Source organism: Telluria sp. ZB4P34, assembly GCF_059686055.1.
In genome coordinates, this window is sequence record NZ_JCASIF010000011.1 from 88,973 (window position 1) to 105,830 (window position 16,858).

A 16,858-nucleotide genomic window follows, 5' to 3' on the forward strand; every position below is an offset into this window, starting at 1 on the left:
GCGATGAACACCCTACCACGACGCAGCATGTCCGCCCTCGCCGCCGCCCTCGCCGTGTGCCTGGCCGGCCCCGCCTGGTCCGCCGCACCGATGGCGAAGACCCCCGCCCCCGGCTACAGCCGCATCATGCTCGGCCAGTTCGAGATCACCCCGCTGTCCGACGGCACGGTGGACCTGCCGGTCGACCAGCTGCTGGCCCAGGATGCGAAGAAGACGGCGGCGGCCCTGGCTGCGGCCCACCTCAAGACCCCGCTGGAAACCTCGGACAATGCCTACCTGGTCAACACCGGCAGCAAGCTGGTGCTGATCGACAGCGGCGCCGGCAGCTTCTTCGGCCCGACCCTCGGCAAGCTGGTCGCCAACATGAAGGCCGCCGGCTACAAGCCGGAACAGGTCGACGAGATCTACATCACCCACTTCCACGGCGACCACATCGGCGGCCTGGTCAACAACTCGAAAGCCGTGTTCCCGAACGCCGTCGTGCGCGCCAACAAGGCGGAATCGGACTACTGGCTGAGCCAGGCGAACATGGACAAGGCCCAGGACAAGGGCCCGTTCCAGGGCGCCCAGGCCGCGCTCGGCCCCTACCTGAAGGCGGGCCGCTTCAAGCCCTTCGAAGGCAGCGTCGAGCTGGCGCCGGGCATCCGCGCCAACCCGACCGGCGCTCACACCCCGGGCCACACTACTTACCTGGTCGAAAGCGGCGGCCAGAAGCTGCTCGTGATCGGCGACCTGATCCACGTGGCGGCCGTCCAGATGGAGAACCCGGGCGTGACTATCCAGTTCGACAGCGACCAGAAGGCCGCCGCCGCCGCGCGCAAGAAGGAATTCGACGCCGCGGCCAAGGGCGGTTACCTGATCGGCGGCGCCCACCTGCAATTCCCGGGCATGGGCTACCTGAAGCCGGAGGGCAAGGGCTACCGCTACATCCCTGTCAACTACACCCAGATGCGCTGAGAAAGGACCGCCACATGTTCAACCACATCATGATCGGCTCGAACGATATCGAACGGTCCAAGCGCTTCTACGATGCCTTGCTCGCGGTGCTGGGTGCGGGCGAGCCCATCCGCAACCTGGCGCCCACCGGCCATGTGCGCCTGTTCTACCGGCACGACGGCAGCACCTTCTGCATCAGCGAACCGATCAACGGTGAAGCGGCCACGCCGGCGAACGGCGCCACCATCGGCTTCAAGTGCACCTCGCCCGAGCAGGTGCAGGCCTTCCACGACGTCGCGGTGGCGAACGGCGGCGCCTCGATCGAGGAGCCGCCGGGCCTGCGCAACGGCAGCCTGGGACCGATGCACCTTGCCTACGTGCGCGACCCGGACGGCAACAAGCTGTGCGCCTTGTACCGTGTGAAGTAAGGACGCGGGCGGCGGTCGGCAGGGCTCAGGCGGCGTCCTGCGGCGCCGCCCGCAAGCCCTCGAGCAGGCGCGCCAGGGCGTCGAAGTCGACCGGCTTGACCAGGTGGTGCTGGAAACCGGCCGCAAAGGCCTGGTCGCGGTCCTGCTGCTGGCCGTAGCCGGTCACCGCCACCAGCACCGTGCCCGCCGTTTCCGGCTGGGCGCGCAGGCGGCGCGCCAGTTCGCGGCCGTCGATCTCGGGCAGGCCGATGTCGAGCAGGCAGACGTCCGGCGCCACGCTGCGCGCCCGCTCCAGCGCGCGCAGCGACCCGTGCTCGATCACCACCTCGTGGCCATGGGCGGCCAGCAGCAGGCCGAGGGTCTCGGCCGCGTCCACATTGTCGTCCACCACCAGCACCTTCAGCGCCCTTCCCGGCGCCGGCGCGGTGTCCGGGGGTGCCGCTTCGGCGCCCGCAGGCTCGGCCGCGCGCAGCAGCGGCAGCATGATGACGAAGGTACTGCCCTTGCCCGGCCCCGGGCTCGAACAGCTCACGCTGCCGCCGTGCAGCTCGACCAGGTTGCGCACCAGGGCCAGGCCCAGTCCGAGGCCGCCCTGCGAGCGGTCGACCGAACGCTCGGCCTGGGTGAACAGGTCGAACACGCGGCCGGTCAGCTCACGGTCCATGCCGATGCCTTCGTCGCGCACGCTGACCACCAGCGCTTCGCCACGCACTTCGGCGCGCAGGTCGATGCCGCGCGCGTCAGGCGTGTACTTGCTTGCGTTGCCCAGCACGTTGGCCACCACCTGCACCAGGCGCGCCTTGTCGCCCTCCACCGTGGCCCACGAAGGCGGCAGGTGCACCGCCAGGCGCTGGCGGCGCGCTTCGATCGCCGGGCGCACCTGCTCGACCGCTTCCTGCACCACGACGCGCGCGTCCACAGCGGCCCGCGCCAGGGTGATCAGCCCGCGCGTGACGCGCGACACGTCCAGCAGGTCGTCCACCAGGCGCGTCATGTGGCGCACCTGGCGGCCGATGATGTTGCTGCTCTGGCGCACCCGCGCTTCGTCGGGGGTGCCGATGCGCAGCAGCTCGGCGGCGGCGCTGATCGGCGCCAGCGGATTGCGCAGCTCGTGCGCCAGCATGGCCAGGAACTCGTCCTTGCGGCGGTCGGCCTCGACCAGCTTTTCCTCGGCCAGCTTGCGGTCGGTGACATCCCGGAAGAAGGAAGCGATGCTGCCGTCCTGCATGGGATAGGCGCGCACTTCGGTCCAGATGCGCTGGCCGTCCGGGAAGGTGTGCGCATAGATGGCGGCCGAGGCGACCCGGGTGCGCATCACTTCGCGGTACATGCGCCCGGAATCCATATCCATCGTGTGCGGGAACACTTCCCAATGATTGCGGCCGATGACATCGGCGGCGGCGGCCCGGCACAGGCGCAGGCCTTCGGCATTCATCTCGACGATGTTCCAGTCGGCGTCGAACACGGCGAAGCCTTCGGCGATGGTGTCGAAGATGCTGCGGCTGCGGTCGCGCTCCGCGCGCAGCGCGGCCTGGGCACGCGCGGTTTCGACCGCGGCCCAGGTGCGTTCGGCCACATCGCGCGCCAACTGCACATCGTCGTCGCTCCAGTGACGCGCTTCCGGGCAGTCGATGCCGAGGCAGGCCGTGAGCTGGTTCGACTTCACCAGCGGCACCACCAGCAGCGCGCCGATCGATTCGGCCGCATAGGCAGCGCGATAGCCCACGGACCGCAGGTCGTGCGCGGCATCGTGGATGCGCACCACATCGCCCGCCCGCAGCGCCGCACCCAGGGCCGGACCAAAATCGTCGAGGTCGAACAGGGGCCGCGACAGGGCCTTGCCGCCGCGCGCCCACCAGCGCGGCACCGAAAAGCGCCCGCTCGCGGCGTCCATTTCGGCATACACGACCCGGCCCGCATGCAGCTCGCCGCCCAGCAGCGCACTGGCGGTGGCGATCACCTCTTCGCTCGAAGCGAGCGGGCGCAGCGCGTCCGACACGGTCAGCTCGAAAGCCGCCCGGCGCTCGGCCGCGACCCGGCGCGTGGTTTCCATCACGGTGCAGAACAGGCCCGCCACCTGGCCATCGTCGCCGATCAGGGGGGCATGCGAGAAGGTGAAGGTGGCGCGCTCCGGATAGCCGCGCCGCGCCACCGTCATCGGCATGTCCTCGAAGTAGACCGGCTTGCCCGACAGGGCGCGGTCGATCAGCGGCACCATGTCCGTCCACACCTCGGACCACAGGTCGCGGAAGCGCTCGCCGAGGGCGCGGCCGTGCTTCTGCCCGAGCAGGGGCACGTAGGCGTCGTTGTAGAGGAAAGTCAGGTCGGGTCCCCAGGCCATGAACATGGGGAAGGCCGAATGCAGCATCATGTCCACCGCGGTGCGCAGGGCTGGCGGCCAGCGCTCGGGCGGACCGAGGGGCGTGCGGTTCCAGTCGTGGCGGCGGATGCGCGCGCGCATCGATGTGTCATCGCTGCCGATGTGCGGTAGTTGGGCCATGGCGCCGATTGTCGCATACCTTGTTGCTTGCAAGCCATGTTTTAGCACGCAAGCAACAAAGTTAAACGGTTTACCACGCGCGCATCACAACTTGATGAAGTGTTCCCGGTAGTAGCGCAGCTCTTCGATCGACTCGACGATGTCGGCCAGCGCCGTATGCTTCTGGTGCTTCTTGAAACCGGAGGCCAGCTCGGGCTTCCAGCGGCGGCACAACTCCTTCAGGGTCGACACGTCCAGGTTACGGTAGTGGAAGAAGGCTTCCAGCTTCGGCATGCCGCGCGCCATGAAGCGGCGGTCCTGGCAGATCGAATTGCCGCACATGGGCGACTTGTTCGCCGGCACATATTTCTTTAGGAAAGCGATCAATTCCTGCTCGGCCTGGGCTTCGGTCACGGTGGAGGCCTTGACGCGGTCGATCAGGCCCGACTTGCCATGGGTGCCCTTGTTCCAGTTGTCCATCTTGTCCAGGGTCTGGTCCGACTGGTGGATGGCGAACACCGGGCCTTCGGCGATCACATTCAGCTCCGGATCGGTCACGATCACGGCGATTTCGATGATGCGGTCGTTGTCGGGATCCAGGCCGGTCATTTCCATGTCCACCCAGACCAGGTTGAATTCATTCGGGCGCACGGCCGCGCCCGCGCCTTCGGTTTGTGTAGCTTGTGACATAATTCTCTCTTCGCCTTCTCAGTAGCGCATTCGTTTTTGGTAATCCTGCATTTTCTCACAGGCACAGCATGTCTTCACTCGGGTTTTCGGTCTTGTTCGTGGTTTTCCTCGCGCTTTCGCTGGGCGTGCGCTTCTGGCTGGCCAACCGCCAGATCCGCCACGTGCTGCGCCATCGCGCCAGCGTGCCCGCCGAGTTTGCACCGAAGGTGCCGCTCGCCGCGCACCAGAAGGCGGCCGACTACACGGTGGCCAGGAGCCGCTACGGCATCGTGGCGCTGCTGTGGGGCGCCGTGGTGCTGATCGGCTTCACCCTGCTGGGCGGCCTGCAGGCGCTGTCCTTTTCGCTGCTCGGCCTGACCGGCCCGGGCATGCTACACCAGATGCTGCTCGTGGTCGCGTTCGCGGTCGCGTCCAGCCTGCTCGACCTGCCCTTCGAGTGGTACCGCCAGTTCGTGCTGGAAGAGCGCTTCGGCTTCAACAAGATGACGCCTGGCCTGTGGGTCGCCGACATGCTCAAGGGCGCGCTGGTGGGCGCCGCGATCGGCCTGCCGCTGCTGTGGGTGATCCTGACCCTGATGGCCAGCAGCGGCGACTTGTGGTGGCTGTGGGCCTGGTGCGTCTGGAGCGGCTTCCAGCTCCTGATGATGGTGCTCTACCCGACCGTGATCGCGCCGCTGTTCAACAAATTCACGCCCCTCGAGGACGCAGCTTTGCGCGAACGTATCGAAGGCCTGATGGCGCGCGTCGGCTTCGCCTCCAAGGGCCTGTTCGTGATGGACGGCAGCAAGCGCAGCGCCCACGGCAACGCCTACTTCTCGGGCTTCGGGGCCAACAAGCGCATCGTGTTCTTCGACACCCTGCTGGCGCGCCTCGATCCGCACGAGATCGAAGCCGTGCTGGCCCATGAACTGGGCCACTTCAAGCTGCGCCACATCATCAAGCGCATCGTCGTGCTGTTCGCGCTGTCGCTCGCCTTCCTGGCCCTGCTCGGCTACCTGAAGAACCAGGCCTGGTTCTATACCGGCCTGGGCGTGCTGCCGATGATGGGCACGCCCAACGACGGCATGGCCCTGATCCTGTTCGCGCTGGTGCTGCCGGTGTTTACCTTCGTGCTGGCGCCGCTCAATGCGATTACTTCGCGCAAGCACGAATTCGAGGCCGACGCCTTCGCAGCGAAACATACCGATAGCAGCCACCTGGTGTCGGCCCTGGTCAAGATGTACGAGGACAACGCCTCGACCCTTACCCCTGACCCGCTGCATTCGGCCTTCCACGATTCGCATCCGCCGGCGTCGGTGCGGGTGAAGCACCTGTTGGCGGCGGCATGAGCATTCCCTTGAAACCGGGCGACCGGCACTGCATCCACGGCGCGCCGGCGCTGGATCCATCCACGATCCAGGCCCGCCTGGCCGAGGCGCCCGGGTGGCAGGCCACCGGCGGCGGCATCGCCCGGGCGTTCGCCTTTGCCGACTACCGCGCGACCATCGCTTTCGTGAATGCCGTCGCCGCCATGGCCGAGGAGCAGGACCACCATCCGGACATGCTGGTCGCCTACCGCCGCTGCACGCTCACCTATACTACCCACTCGGCCGGCAACGCCCTGAGTGACAACGATTTCATTTGCGCGGCCCGGGCCGACGCGATCTACACCCAGCAGGAAGGCGCATGAGCGACCGCATGGACAACTTCGCCGGCATCATCATCGCGGCCCACGGCCGCCACTACCTGGCCGATGTGGACGGCGAAAAGCTGCAGTGCGTCACGCGCGGCAAGAAGACCAACGTGGCCGTCGGCGACGTCGTGTTCCTCAAGCGCACCTCGAACGACCAGGCCGTGATCGAGAAGATCGCCGAACGCAGCACCCTGCTCTACCGCTCGGACCAGTACAAGTCGAAACTGCTGGCGGCGAACATCTCGCGCCTGTTCATCGTCGTGGCCACCGAGCCGGGCTTCGCCGACGACCTGGTTTCGCGTTCGCTGGTGGCGGCCGAGGCGGCCGGCATCGAGGCCCACATCATCCTGAACAAGGTCGATGTCGAGGAACCGCTGGCGCGGGCGCGCGAGCGCGCCGGCCTGTACGCTTCGCTCGGCTTTCCGGTGCACGAGCTGTCGGCGCGCACCCGGCCCGAGCACGCGGTGGAAACCCTGACGCCGCTGCTGGCCGGGCAATCCTCGATCTTCATCGGCCAGTCGGGCATGGGCAAGTCGTCCCTGATCAACCTGCTGGTGCCGGATGCCGACATCGCCGTGCGCGAGATCTCGGAGGCGCTCGACACCGGCAAGCACACCACCACCTTCACGCGCCTGTACACCTTGCCCGGTGTTTCGTCGACCAGGTCATCGATCATCGACTCGCCCGGCTTCCAGGAGTTCGGCCTGTACCACCTGACGGAAGGGATGCTGGAGCGCGCTTTCGTCGAGTTCAAGCCCTATCTCGGCGGCTGCAAGTACTACAACTGCCGCCACCTGGCCGAGCCGCAATGCGCGGTGCTGGGCGCGGTCGGGGAAGGCAGGATCGCGAAGATGCGGCACGCGCTGTATGCGCAGCTGCTGCACGAGTCGTCGCAAACACTATATTGACGTAGGGTGGTCGGCTCTGCCGACCGCGCGTTCAACTCCGGCGTGTGCCGTGGCGACGCATCCGACAGTTGAACGCGCGGTCGGCGGTCATTCAGTCCAGTGGACTGAATGACGACCACCCTACCGTCAAGCAAAACCCCTTATAATTCAAGGGATAACAGTTCAGCAAACACGCACAGACGATATGCCAGTCGCAAAGCCCATCAAGCATTTTCTGCAGTTCTCCGATTTCACGGCGGACGAATTCGAATACGTCATCGAGCGCGCCAAGGTCATCAAGCGCAAGTTCAAGGCCTACGAGGTCTACCACCCGCTGGTCGACCGTACCCTGGTGATGGTGTTCGAAAAGAGCTCGACCCGCACCCGCCTGAGTTTCGAGGCCGGCATGCACCAGCTGGGCGGCGCCGCGATCTACCTGAACACGCGCGACAGCCAGCTGGGCCGCGGCGAGCCGGTGGAAGACGCCGGCCAGGTGATGTCGCGCATGTGCGACATCATCATGGTGCGCACCTTCGGCCAGGAGATCATCGAACGTTTCGCCGCGCATTCGCGCGTGCCCGTGATTAACGGCCTGACCAATGAACACCACCCCTGCCAGGTGCTGGCCGACATCTTCACCTTCTACGAGCACCGCGGCCCGATCGCCGGCAAGACGGTGGCATGGATCGGCGACGCCAACAACATGCTGTACTCGTGGCTGCAGGCGGCCGAGGTGTTCGGCTTCCACCTGAACGTGTCCACCCCGAAGGGTTACGAGATCGATCCGAAACTGGTGAGCACCGGGCGCTACACCCTGTTCGAGAACCCTTCGGACGCCTGCGAAGGCGCGCACCTGGTCAGCACCGACGTCTGGACCAGCATGGGCTACGAGAAGGAAAACGCCGAGCGCCTGAAGGCCTTCGACGGCTTCATCGTGGACGCCGCCAAGATGGCGCGCGCCACGCCTGATGCCCTGTTCATGCACTGCCTGCCCGCTCACCGCGGCGAAGAAGTCGCCGCCGAGGTCATCGACGGACCGCAGTCGGTCGTCTGGGACGAGGCGGAAAACCGCCTGCACGTGCAGAAGGCCCTGATCGAATACCTGCTGCTCGGCCGGATCGAAGACAAATAATCGAAGTCACCAAGCCGCATTACGATTTTTTCACCCACCACAACCATTAGTTTGATCGTCGGCCCCGTTGTGTTTCACAGCGGGCCGGCTGACCATCCCGACCCCACCTCCCCTCCACACTGGAATCTTCCATGAGCGACATTAAAAAAGTAGTCCTCGCCTACTCCGGCGGCCTCGACACCTCCGTCATCCTGAAGTGGCTGCAAGACCACTACAACTGCGAGATCGTCACCTTCACCGCCGACCTCGGCCAGGGCGAAGAGCTGGAGCCGGCGCGCGCCAAGGCGATCAAGTTCGGCATCAAGCCGGAGAACATCTACATCGACGACGTGCGCGAGGAATTCGTGCGCGACTTCGTGTTCCCGATGTTCCGCGCCAATACCGTGTATGAAGGCGAATACCTGCTGGGCACCTCGATCGCCCGTCCGCTGATCGCCAAGCGCCTGATCGAGATCGCCAACCAGACCGGCGCCGACGCGATCTCGCACGGCGCCACCGGCAAGGGCAACGACCAGGTGCGCTTCGAGCTGGGCGCCTATGCGCTGAAACCCGACGTCAAGATCATCGCGCCGTGGCGCGAGTGGGACCTGCTGTCGCGCGAGAAGCTGCTCAAGTACGCGGAAGACGCGGGCATCGAGATCGACATGAAGCACAAGAACGGCGGCGCGCCCTACTCGATGGACGCCAACCTGCTGCACATCTCCTTCGAAGGCCGCCACCTGGAGAATCCGAGTGCGGAAGCCGAGGAATCGATGTGGCGCTGGACCGTGTCGCCGGAGCAGGCGCCGAACGAAGCCGAGTATCTCGACATCGAATACGAAGGGGGCGACATCGTGGCCCTGAACGGCAAGCGCATGAGCGCGGCCGAAGTGTTGACGGAACTCAACCGCCTGGGCGGCAAACATGGCATCGGCCGCCTCGACCTGGTGGAGAACCGCTACGTCGGCATGAAGTCGCGCGGCTGCTACGAGACCCCGGGTGGCGCCATCATGCTCAAGGCCCACCGCGCGATCGAATCGATCACCCTGGACCGCGAAGTGGCGCACCTGAAGGACGACCTGATGCCGCGCTACGCCAGCCTGATCTATAACGGCTACTGGTGGGCGCCGGAGCGCGTCGCGCTGCAGACCCTGATCGACCACACCCAGAAGACCGTCAACGGCTGGGTGCGCGTGAAGCTCTACAAGGGCAACGTAATCGTGGTGTCGCGCGATTCGAAGACCGATTCGCTGTTCGACATGAACATCGCGACCTTCGACGAGGACGGCGGCGCCTACAACCAGGCCGATGCGGGTGGCTTCATCAAGCTCAACGCATTGCGCATGCGTATTGCGGCCAAGGCGCGCGCCAAGCGCGGCCAGTAAGCTCTCGATTCTTTATAAAAACCGCCTTCGGGCGGTTTTTTTGTGTCGGAAATCCTTACATATGGATCGGGCTAAAAATAATGCCATGAGTTAAGCCATTGATAAATTTCAATAAATGATTCTTGGTACAAATATTGCTTAGTGAAAAGAAACTCAACCAGGAGACATCATGCTCACCCTTTCCCGCCTCGCCCTTTCGCTGCTCGCTTCATGCGCCTTCATGTCCGCCAGCCAGGCAGGCACCATCATCGATACCGGCGGAGCACCCGGTTCTTACTATGGCAACCCGAGTCTAATCAGCTGGCAATGGCTGGGTATTGAATTTTCGCTGGATAAGGATTACACGATCACCGGTATCAACGGCTGGATGAGTTCGCCGCAAGGCGGCCAAGTGCAGGTGAACATCGCCAGTCTTGCCGACGGCAAACCTGCAAACACCCTGTACTCTGGCAACATCGCCGTCGCCGCCGGCATGGACCAGGCATGGGCCGGTGTTTCTGGACTTGCCTGGAACTTGAATGCTGGCAGCTATGCCATGACCTTCACCACGCCAGGGGGTTTCGTTGGCTCGATGGGTGCTGCCGAAGTGCCGCTCAACACCCAGCGCTGGTTCGCCGACGAAAACCATGTCTGGCACAGCTGGCCGGGCAGCCTGGGCCTGCAGGTGTTCGGCGACGAGACCGGCGCTGGCGACGTGCCGGAACCCGCTTCGATCGCACTGATGGGCGTCGCCCTGGCCGGACTTGCCGCCAGCCGCCGCAAGCGCGCGCGCCGGATGCAGTAAACGGGCTTCAGCCACATCGAAAGCCGCCTTCGCGCGGCTTTTCTTCACTGGCGCGGCAGTGTCGCCACGGGATTGGAAAATCAGGCGCATCCATTCCAGCAAGCGCGCCCGGCACGACCTCTACCCCACCTCACCGGCTAAGCCGCGCCATCGCGCAAGTCGTCCACTGGCTCCTTCCCGAAGCCCTTTGCCAGCAGGTAATCCACCAGCCGCCCCGCGCAGGCATCGGGCGCCACCAGCACCCCGCCGTCTTTCATGTCGACGAATCGCTGCCTGAGCGGAAAGCGCGCGTCCGGCGTCGCCCGGATCTCGGCCTGCATGTCGGTATCGATCACCCCAGGCGCCAGGCTGACGCAGCGCACCCGCGCATCGCCGTCGAGCGCCACCGCCCGTGCGTGCTGGTCGAGCGCTGCCTTGGTGGCGCAGTACACGCTCCAGCCCGGATAGGCGCTGCGTCCGGCCCCGCTCGACACATGCAGGATGCGCCGTTCGGCCTGCGGCGCGGCCCGCACGAAGGCGCTGGAGAGGGCCAGCGGCGCCGCCACGTTGATGACGGCCGCGCGCAGCGCCGCCGCCGGCTCCTGCTCGGCCAGGGCCCCCACGGGCGAGACCACGCCTGCATTGTTCACCAGCAGCACCGTGTCGGCGCCAGCCAGGAAACTGCTCAAGGCATGGCCCTCGAGCCAGGCCGCCAGCGCCGGGGCATCCCCCAGGTCGACCACGGCCTGCTCCATGCCCTCGCCGATTTCCGCATGCCCGCGCGCCAGCCCCAGCACCGGGATGCCGCGCGCCACCAGTTCCGCCGCGATTGCGGCGCCCAGGCCACGCGAGTGGCCGGTCACGACTGCCTTGATCATCGCACGCCTCCGTTCCTTAGATGAACACCGGTTCCGGCTCCAGTTCCACGCCATATTTCGCCGCCACGTCCGCCTGGATCGCGCGCGCCAGGCGCACCACGTCAGCTCCCTGCGCGCCGCCCAGGTTGACCAGCACCAGCGCCTGCTTCGGATACACGCCGGCCGCGCCCAGCGCCCGCCCCTTCCAGCCGCAGCGGTCGATCAGCCAGCCGGCGGCCAGCTTCTCGCTGCCGTCCGGCTGGGCGTGGTGCACCAGCTCGGGATGCTGCGCCAGCAAGCGCGCGCAATGCTCGCGCGACACCACCGGGTTCTTGAAGAAGCTGCCCGCGTTGCCGATCTCGGCCGGATCGGGCAGCTTGCGGCGCCGGATCGCCTCCACCGTGCGCCCGATGTCCGCAGGCGTGGGCGAGGCAAAACCGGCCTCGTCCACCGCCTTGGCCAGCTCGGCATAGCGCAGGTTCGGGGTCCAGGCGGCCGGCAGCGCGAAGGTGACATCCAGCACCACCAGCTCGCGCCCTTCCGGATGCTTGAAGATGCTGTCGCGATAGGCGAAGCGGCAGGCGGCGGCGTCCAGCGTGCGCACCTCGCCCGTTGCCATGTCGTAGGCCGTCAGCGAATGGAACACATCCCTGGTTTCGGTGCCGTAGGCGCCCACGTTCTGGATCGGCGCCGCCCCCACCGTACCCGGTATCAGGGACAGGTTTTCCATGCCGCCCAGCCCCTGGGCCAGCGTCCACTGGACAAACGCGTGCCAGTTCTCGCCTGCCTGCGCCCGCACCAGGATGCGGCCGTCGCGCTCGCCCAGCACTTCCTTGCCCTGGCCGCTCATATGCAGCACGATGCCCTCGAAGTCGCGGGTGAACAGCATGTTGCTGCCGCCGCCCAGCACCAGGCGCGGCAGCCTGCTCAGCGCCGGGTCGCGGCGCAGCGCGTCCAGTTGCGCCGCGCCGTCCACCCGCAGGAAGTGCCGGGCCCGCGCCGGGATGCGGAAGGTGTTCAGGGCGGCAAGGGAATAGTCGTGGAGGATGGGCAGGTCGGCGAGCATAGGGTGGCGGTGTTTTTTGGCCATTATAGTGGCAAGCCCGGGTCGGTCCGTTTCCAGGCCGGTGAATCCAGTGGCCTGCGAGGGGTGTTGTCCGTTAAAATAGAGGGATTCATCTAGTTAGCATTACCAAGAAAAAGGAAAAACGCCATGCCATCGTTTGATGTCGTCTGCGAAGCAGACATGGTCGAAGTGAAGAATGCCGTCGAACAGTCGAACAAGGAAATCACCACCCGCTTCGACTTCAAGGGCAGCTCGGCCAACGTCGAGCAAAAGGAAAAGGAACTGACCCTGCTCGCCGATTCCGATTTCCAGCTCGGCCAGGTCAAGGACGTCCTGATCAACAAGATGGCCAAGCGCAAGGTCGACGTGCGCTTCCTCGACGAAGGCAAGGTCGAGAAGATCGGCGGCGACAAGGTCAAGCAGGTCATCAAGGTGCGCAACGGCATCGAGACCGAGGACGCCAAGAAGATCACCAAGCTCATCAAGGAAAGCAAGATGAAGGTGCAGGCCAGCATCCAGGGCGAATCGGTGCGCGTCACCGGCGCCAAGCGCGACGACCTGCAGGCCGCCATGGCCATGCTGCGCAAGGACGTGCAGGAACTGCCGCTGGCTTTCAACAACTTCCGCGACTGACCCGTCGCCGGGCTGGCGCGGCCAATTGTCGCGCAAACCCTGCCCCGCCTTGGGGTAGAATGACGGCCGTGCGCCTGCGCGGTCGTCGATGCATATGTACGCGTAGGGAACTACGGCGGTTTAAGGATTGCAATGAAACGTGTTGATGATTTCCGCCTGCGACTGGGCAACAGGGAATTCGTGCCCATCATGATCGGCGGGATGGGCGTGGACATCTCGACCTCGGAACTGGCCCTCGAAGCCGCCCGCCTCGGCGGCATCGGCCACATTTCCGATGCAATGGTGCAGGACGTGTCGGACCGCAAGTTCGACACCACCTTCGTCAAGGACAAGACCAAGCTCTACAAGTTCAACATCAACAACATGAACAAGGCGGTGGTCCAGTTCGACCTCGACCGCCTGGCCGAGGCAACCCGCCTGCACGTGGGCTCGACCATGGAAGCGAAGAAGGGCGATGGCCTGATCTTCGTGAACTGCATGGAAAAGCTGACCATGAACGCGCCCAAGGAAACCCTGCGCACCCGCCTGTCGGCGGCGATGGACGCGGGCATCGACGGCATCACCATGTCGGCCGGCCTGCACCTGGGTTCCTTCGAGCTGATCAAGGACCACCCGCGCTTTCGCACGACCTTCCTGGGCATCATCGTCTCGTCGGTGCGCGCGCTGCAGCTGTTCCTCAAGAAAGTATCGCGCCTGGACCGCCTGCCCGACTACATCATCGTCGAAGGCCCGCTGGCCGGCGGCCACCTGGGCTTCGGCATCGACGACTGGAAGCAGTACGACCTGCACACCATCATGGACGAGATCCATGCCTTCATGCGCGCGCAGGACCTCGACATCCCGGTGATCGCCGCGGGCGGCATCTTCACCGGCTCGGACGCGGTCGGCTTCCTGGAAAAAGGCGCCGCCGGCGTGCAGGTGGCAACCCGCTTCACCGTCACCCACGAGTGCGGCATGCCGGACCACGTCAAGCAGGAATATTTCCGAGCCAGCGAGGAAGACATCATCGTCAACGGCGTATCGCCCACCGGCTACCCGATGCGCATGCTGAAAAGCACGCCGGCGATCGGTTCCGGCATCCGCCCGGGCTGCGAATCCTACGGCTACCTGCTGGACGCCACCGGCAACTGCGCCTACATCAACTCGTACAACCGCGAAGTGCAGGCCAGCCCGGACGGCAAGAACATCTCGGTGCTGGACAAGACCTGCCTGTGCACGCACATGCGCAACTTCAATTGCTGGACCTGCGGCCACTTTACCTACCGCCTGAAGGACACCACGCACCGCCTGGCCGACGGCAGCTACCAGATCCTGTCGGCCCAGCACGTGTTCGAGGACTACCAGTTCAGCGTCGACAATGGGGTCGCGCTGCCGCCGAAACAGGAAATCGTCGCCGCATAAACGCTGGAACAGCCGTTCAGTATCCTGGGGGCCACGAATCATCGTGGCCCTTTTGTCTTGCGCCGTCCTGCTGCGAACGTGTGTAAAGTGAGCGTCTCAACGTGCGCTTCTCATAAAGGCTGCCGGCATGTCGTCCACGATTGAACCGTCTGCACAGGTCTGCTTCCTGACCGATGACGAGGGCAAGGTCGTCACCTGGAATCCGGCCTGCGCCGCGCTGTTCGGCTGGACGCCGGAACAGGCGCCGGGCCGCATGCTGACCGATCTCGTCGCCGGCGATGCCGCCTGGCCTTCCCTGGCCGCCGCCGGCGGGGCGCGGGTGCGCATGCGCTTTGCCGCCGGACGCGAAGGCCGCGCCTCGCTGTCCCTGCTGCGCCAGGTCGACGCCCGCGGCGATCCGCATGGCTGGAGCGCCAGCGTCGCCATCGCCCCTGAAGACTCCCTGTCCGAAGCCGAGCGCGTCGGCAATACCCCGCTGGCCGAGGTGGTGGACCTGTTGCCCGGCACCTTCTACGCGCTCAACCGCGAAGGCCGGCTGCTCCTGTGGAACCACAACCTCGAACGCCTTACCGAGATGACGCCGGACGAACTCGCCTGCGCCCGGGTGATCGACATGTTCGAGCCGCGCGAGCGCGCCGAGGCGCTGGAGAACATCCGGCGCGTGTTCGAGGAAGGCGCCGAGGTCTCGATGGAAATGAACTACGTATCGCGCAGCGGGCGCGAGACACCGATGCTGGTCGGCGGGGCTCGCGTGGGCTGCGACGGCGACCACTACCTGTTCGGCATGGGCATCAACATCGCCAATCGGCGCGACAAGGAGCGCCGGCTGCTGCTGAGCGAACGGGCGCTGCATGCGGCCAGCAACGGCGTCGTCATCACCCACTGCACCGGGCCCGACAATGTCATCGAGTACGTGAATCCGGCCTTCGAGCACATTGCCGGCTACCCGGCGAGCGACGTGATCGGCCGCGACCCGCGCTTCATGGCCGCACCCGGTTTCGATGCCCACGAACGCAGCCAGGTGCGCATCGCCATCGCCGAGCGGCGCGCGGTGAACGTGGTGTTCCGCAACCGGCGCAAGAGCGGCGAGATCTTCTGGAACGACCTGAGCATCACCCCGGTGCGCGACGACTACGGCGAAGTGACCCATTTCATCGGCATCCTGCAGGACGTCACCGCCACCAAGCAGCGTACCGACCACCTCGAGCACGAAGTCAATCACGACGCCCTCACCGGCCTGGCCAACCGCACCCTCATGTGGGACCGGCTCGACCATGCCGTGCACCTCGCGCAGCGCCACGGCTCGATGGTCGCGGTGGTGCTGGTCGACCTGGACAACTTCAAGAACATCAATGACGGCTTCGGCCACGAGGCCGGTGACGTGGTGCTCAAGGTCGTGGCGCGCCGGCTGCAGGCGGTGGTACGCGACAGCGACACGGTGGCGCGCATGTCGGGCGACGAGTTCGTGCTGGTGCTGGTGGACCAGCCCTCGGTGCGCTTCACGCTGCGCATGGCCGAGCGCCTGCGCCGCGCCATGACGATGCCGGTGGCCTTCGGCGGCAACGAGATCCCGGTCGGGGCCAGCCTCGGGGTAGCGACTTTCCCGCAGGATGGCGGTACGGCGCCCGAACTGGTGCGCGCGGCCGACATGGCGATGTACCACGCCAAGGGCAATGGCGGCGGCGTGCACTTCTTCTCGCCCGAGATGCGCCTGGCCAGCGAAAAGCGCGCCGCGCTCGCCGACAGCATCCGCAGCGCCCTCGAGCACGACGAGCTGTTCCTGCTGTTCCAGCCGCGCATGGATGCGCGCAGCGGCAAGGTGCGCGGCTTCGAAGCCCTGCTGCGCTGGCGCCATCCGAAGCACGGCATCATGCTCCCCGCAAGCTTCCTGGCCGAGGCCGAAGAGTCCGGCAAGATGATCGAGATCGGCAACTGGGTGCTGGACCAGGCCTGCGCCTTCCTGCAGGAGTTGCACCGGCTCGGCTACACGGGGCTGCCGGTCTCGGTGAACGTCTCGCACCGCGAGTACAGCCAGCATGGCTTCATATCCGGCGTCGCCACCCGCATGGCGCACTACGGCCTGCCGCCGGGCAGCCTGGAAATCGAGATTCCCGAAGCCGACCTGATCCGCAACCCCGGTCTCGGGCGCGACCTGTCCGCGCAGTTGCGCGAGGTCGGCGTGGGACTGTCGCTCGACGAGTTCGGCAAAGGGATCTCGGACCTGTCCTTCCTGCGCCAGCTGTCGGTGCGCCAGGTGAAGCTGTCGAAAGCCGCGGTGCACGACATTGCCCGCGAGGGCAATGGCAGTGCGCTGGCCAAGACCCTGATCGACATCGGCCACAACCTCGAACTGGCCGTGGTGGGCGAAGCGGTCGAGACCGAAGCGCAGGTGGAATTCCTGCGCTCGCATGGCTGCGACCAGCTGCAGGGACAGTGGTTCAGCGAGCCGCTGGCGCCCGACGCGGCGCGCCGGATGCTCGACCAGCGCCAGCATTTGTAGGGTGGTCGGCTTCGCCGACCGCGCGTCCAATCAGAATAGGCGCTACCACA

General features: G+C 65.8%; 15 protein-coding genes. 11 read left to right on the plus strand and 4 right to left on the minus strand.

Annotated features, from left to right (window positions below; all coding sequences use genetic code 11):
* Positions 1–3: 3 nt before the first annotated feature.
* Together AC56KL_RS17340 and AC56KL_RS17345 are read left to right on the plus strand one after the other, a co-directional pair.
* Positions 4–957: an MBL fold metallo-hydrolase gene (locus AC56KL_RS17340; protein ID WP_497181412.1), complete on the plus strand. Its 954-nt coding sequence runs from the start codon at positions 4–6 to the stop codon at positions 955–957.
* 14 nt (positions 958–971) lie between these two features.
* Positions 972–1,364 carry a VOC family protein gene (locus AC56KL_RS17345; RefSeq protein ID WP_497181413.1) on the plus strand — a complete coding sequence of 131 codons (393 nt, stop codon included), beginning with the start codon at positions 972–974 and terminating at the stop codon, positions 1,362–1,364.
* A gap of 25 nt (positions 1,365–1,389) precedes the next feature.
* Here AC56KL_RS17345 and AC56KL_RS17350 read toward each other — a convergent pair whose 3' ends face one another.
* Positions 1,390–3,864, minus strand: a complete 2,475-nt coding sequence (locus AC56KL_RS17350; protein WP_497181414.1) for a hybrid sensor histidine kinase/response regulator — start codon at positions 3,862–3,864, stop codon at positions 1,390–1,392.
* Between the two features lie 84 nt (positions 3,865–3,948).
* Positions 3,949–4,533 (minus strand): oligoribonuclease, encoded by a 585-nt coding sequence (gene orn / locus AC56KL_RS17355; protein ID WP_497181415.1) that lies wholly within the window; start codon positions 4,531–4,533, stop codon positions 3,949–3,951.
* 68 nt (positions 4,534–4,601) lie between these two features.
* Here orn and AC56KL_RS17360 point away from each other — a divergent pair, with 68 nt between their 5' ends.
* The 6 genes from AC56KL_RS17360 (at position 4,602) to AC56KL_RS17385 (ending at position 10,372) form a co-directional block, all read left to right on the plus strand.
* Entirely contained in the window at positions 4,602–5,861 is a 1,260-nt protein-coding gene (locus AC56KL_RS17360) for a M48 family metallopeptidase (protein ID WP_497181416.1), read from the plus strand.
* Positions 5,858–6,202 (plus strand): 4a-hydroxytetrahydrobiopterin dehydratase, encoded by a 345-nt coding sequence (locus AC56KL_RS17365; protein ID WP_497181417.1) that lies wholly within the window; start codon positions 5,858–5,860, stop codon positions 6,200–6,202. Before AC56KL_RS17360 ends, AC56KL_RS17365 begins: the two co-directional genes overlap by 4 nt.
* Positions 6,199–7,113 (plus strand): ribosome small subunit-dependent GTPase A, encoded by a 915-nt coding sequence (rsgA, locus tag AC56KL_RS17370; protein ID WP_497181418.1) that lies wholly within the window; start codon positions 6,199–6,201, stop codon positions 7,111–7,113. The genes AC56KL_RS17365 and rsgA overlap by 4 nt, the downstream gene beginning before the upstream one ends.
* Before the next feature lie 184 nt (positions 7,114–7,297).
* The gene (gene argF, locus AC56KL_RS17375) at positions 7,298–8,224 is read left to right on the plus strand and encodes an ornithine carbamoyltransferase (protein ID WP_497181419.1); all 927 of its coding nucleotides are present in this window, start codon (positions 7,298–7,300) and stop codon (positions 8,222–8,224) included.
* A gap of 131 nt (positions 8,225–8,355) precedes the next feature.
* Positions 8,356–9,588 carry an argininosuccinate synthase gene (locus tag AC56KL_RS17380; protein ID WP_497181420.1) on the plus strand — a complete coding sequence of 411 codons (1,233 nt, stop codon included), beginning with the start codon at positions 8,356–8,358 and terminating at the stop codon, positions 9,586–9,588.
* Positions 9,589–9,757: 169 nt separating this feature from the next.
* A complete protein-coding gene (locus AC56KL_RS17385; protein WP_497181421.1) occupies positions 9,758–10,372 on the plus strand; it encodes a PEP-CTERM sorting domain-containing protein in 615 nt (204 codons plus the stop codon).
* A gap of 137 nt (positions 10,373–10,509) precedes the next feature.
* Here AC56KL_RS17385 and AC56KL_RS17390 read toward each other — a convergent pair whose 3' ends face one another.
* On the minus strand, positions 10,510–11,229 hold the full coding sequence (locus tag AC56KL_RS17390) for an SDR family oxidoreductase (RefSeq protein WP_497181422.1): 720 nt from the start codon (positions 11,227–11,229) through the stop codon (positions 10,510–10,512).
* A 16-nt stretch (positions 11,230–11,245) separates the two neighbouring features.
* A complete protein-coding gene (murB, locus tag AC56KL_RS17395) occupies positions 11,246–12,274 on the minus strand; it encodes a UDP-N-acetylmuramate dehydrogenase (protein WP_497181423.1) in 1,029 nt (342 codons plus the stop codon).
* Positions 12,275–12,421: 147 nt separating this feature from the next.
* On the opposite strand from murB, the gene AC56KL_RS17400 reads away from it, so the two are divergent.
* The 3 genes from AC56KL_RS17400 (at position 12,422) to AC56KL_RS17410 (ending at position 16,808) form a co-directional block, all read left to right on the plus strand.
* Positions 12,422–12,907, plus strand: coding sequence for a YajQ family cyclic di-GMP-binding protein (locus tag AC56KL_RS17400; RefSeq protein ID WP_497181424.1), 486 nt, complete (start codon positions 12,422–12,424; stop codon positions 12,905–12,907).
* Between the two features lie 132 nt (positions 12,908–13,039).
* Positions 13,040–14,308, plus strand: coding sequence for a nitronate monooxygenase (locus tag AC56KL_RS17405; RefSeq protein ID WP_497181425.1), 1,269 nt, complete (start codon positions 13,040–13,042; stop codon positions 14,306–14,308).
* 127 nt (positions 14,309–14,435) lie between these two features.
* On the plus strand, positions 14,436–16,808 hold the full coding sequence (locus AC56KL_RS17410; protein ID WP_497181426.1) for a sensor domain-containing protein: 2,373 nt from the start codon (positions 14,436–14,438) through the stop codon (positions 16,806–16,808).
* Positions 16,809–16,858 lie beyond the last annotated feature (50 nt).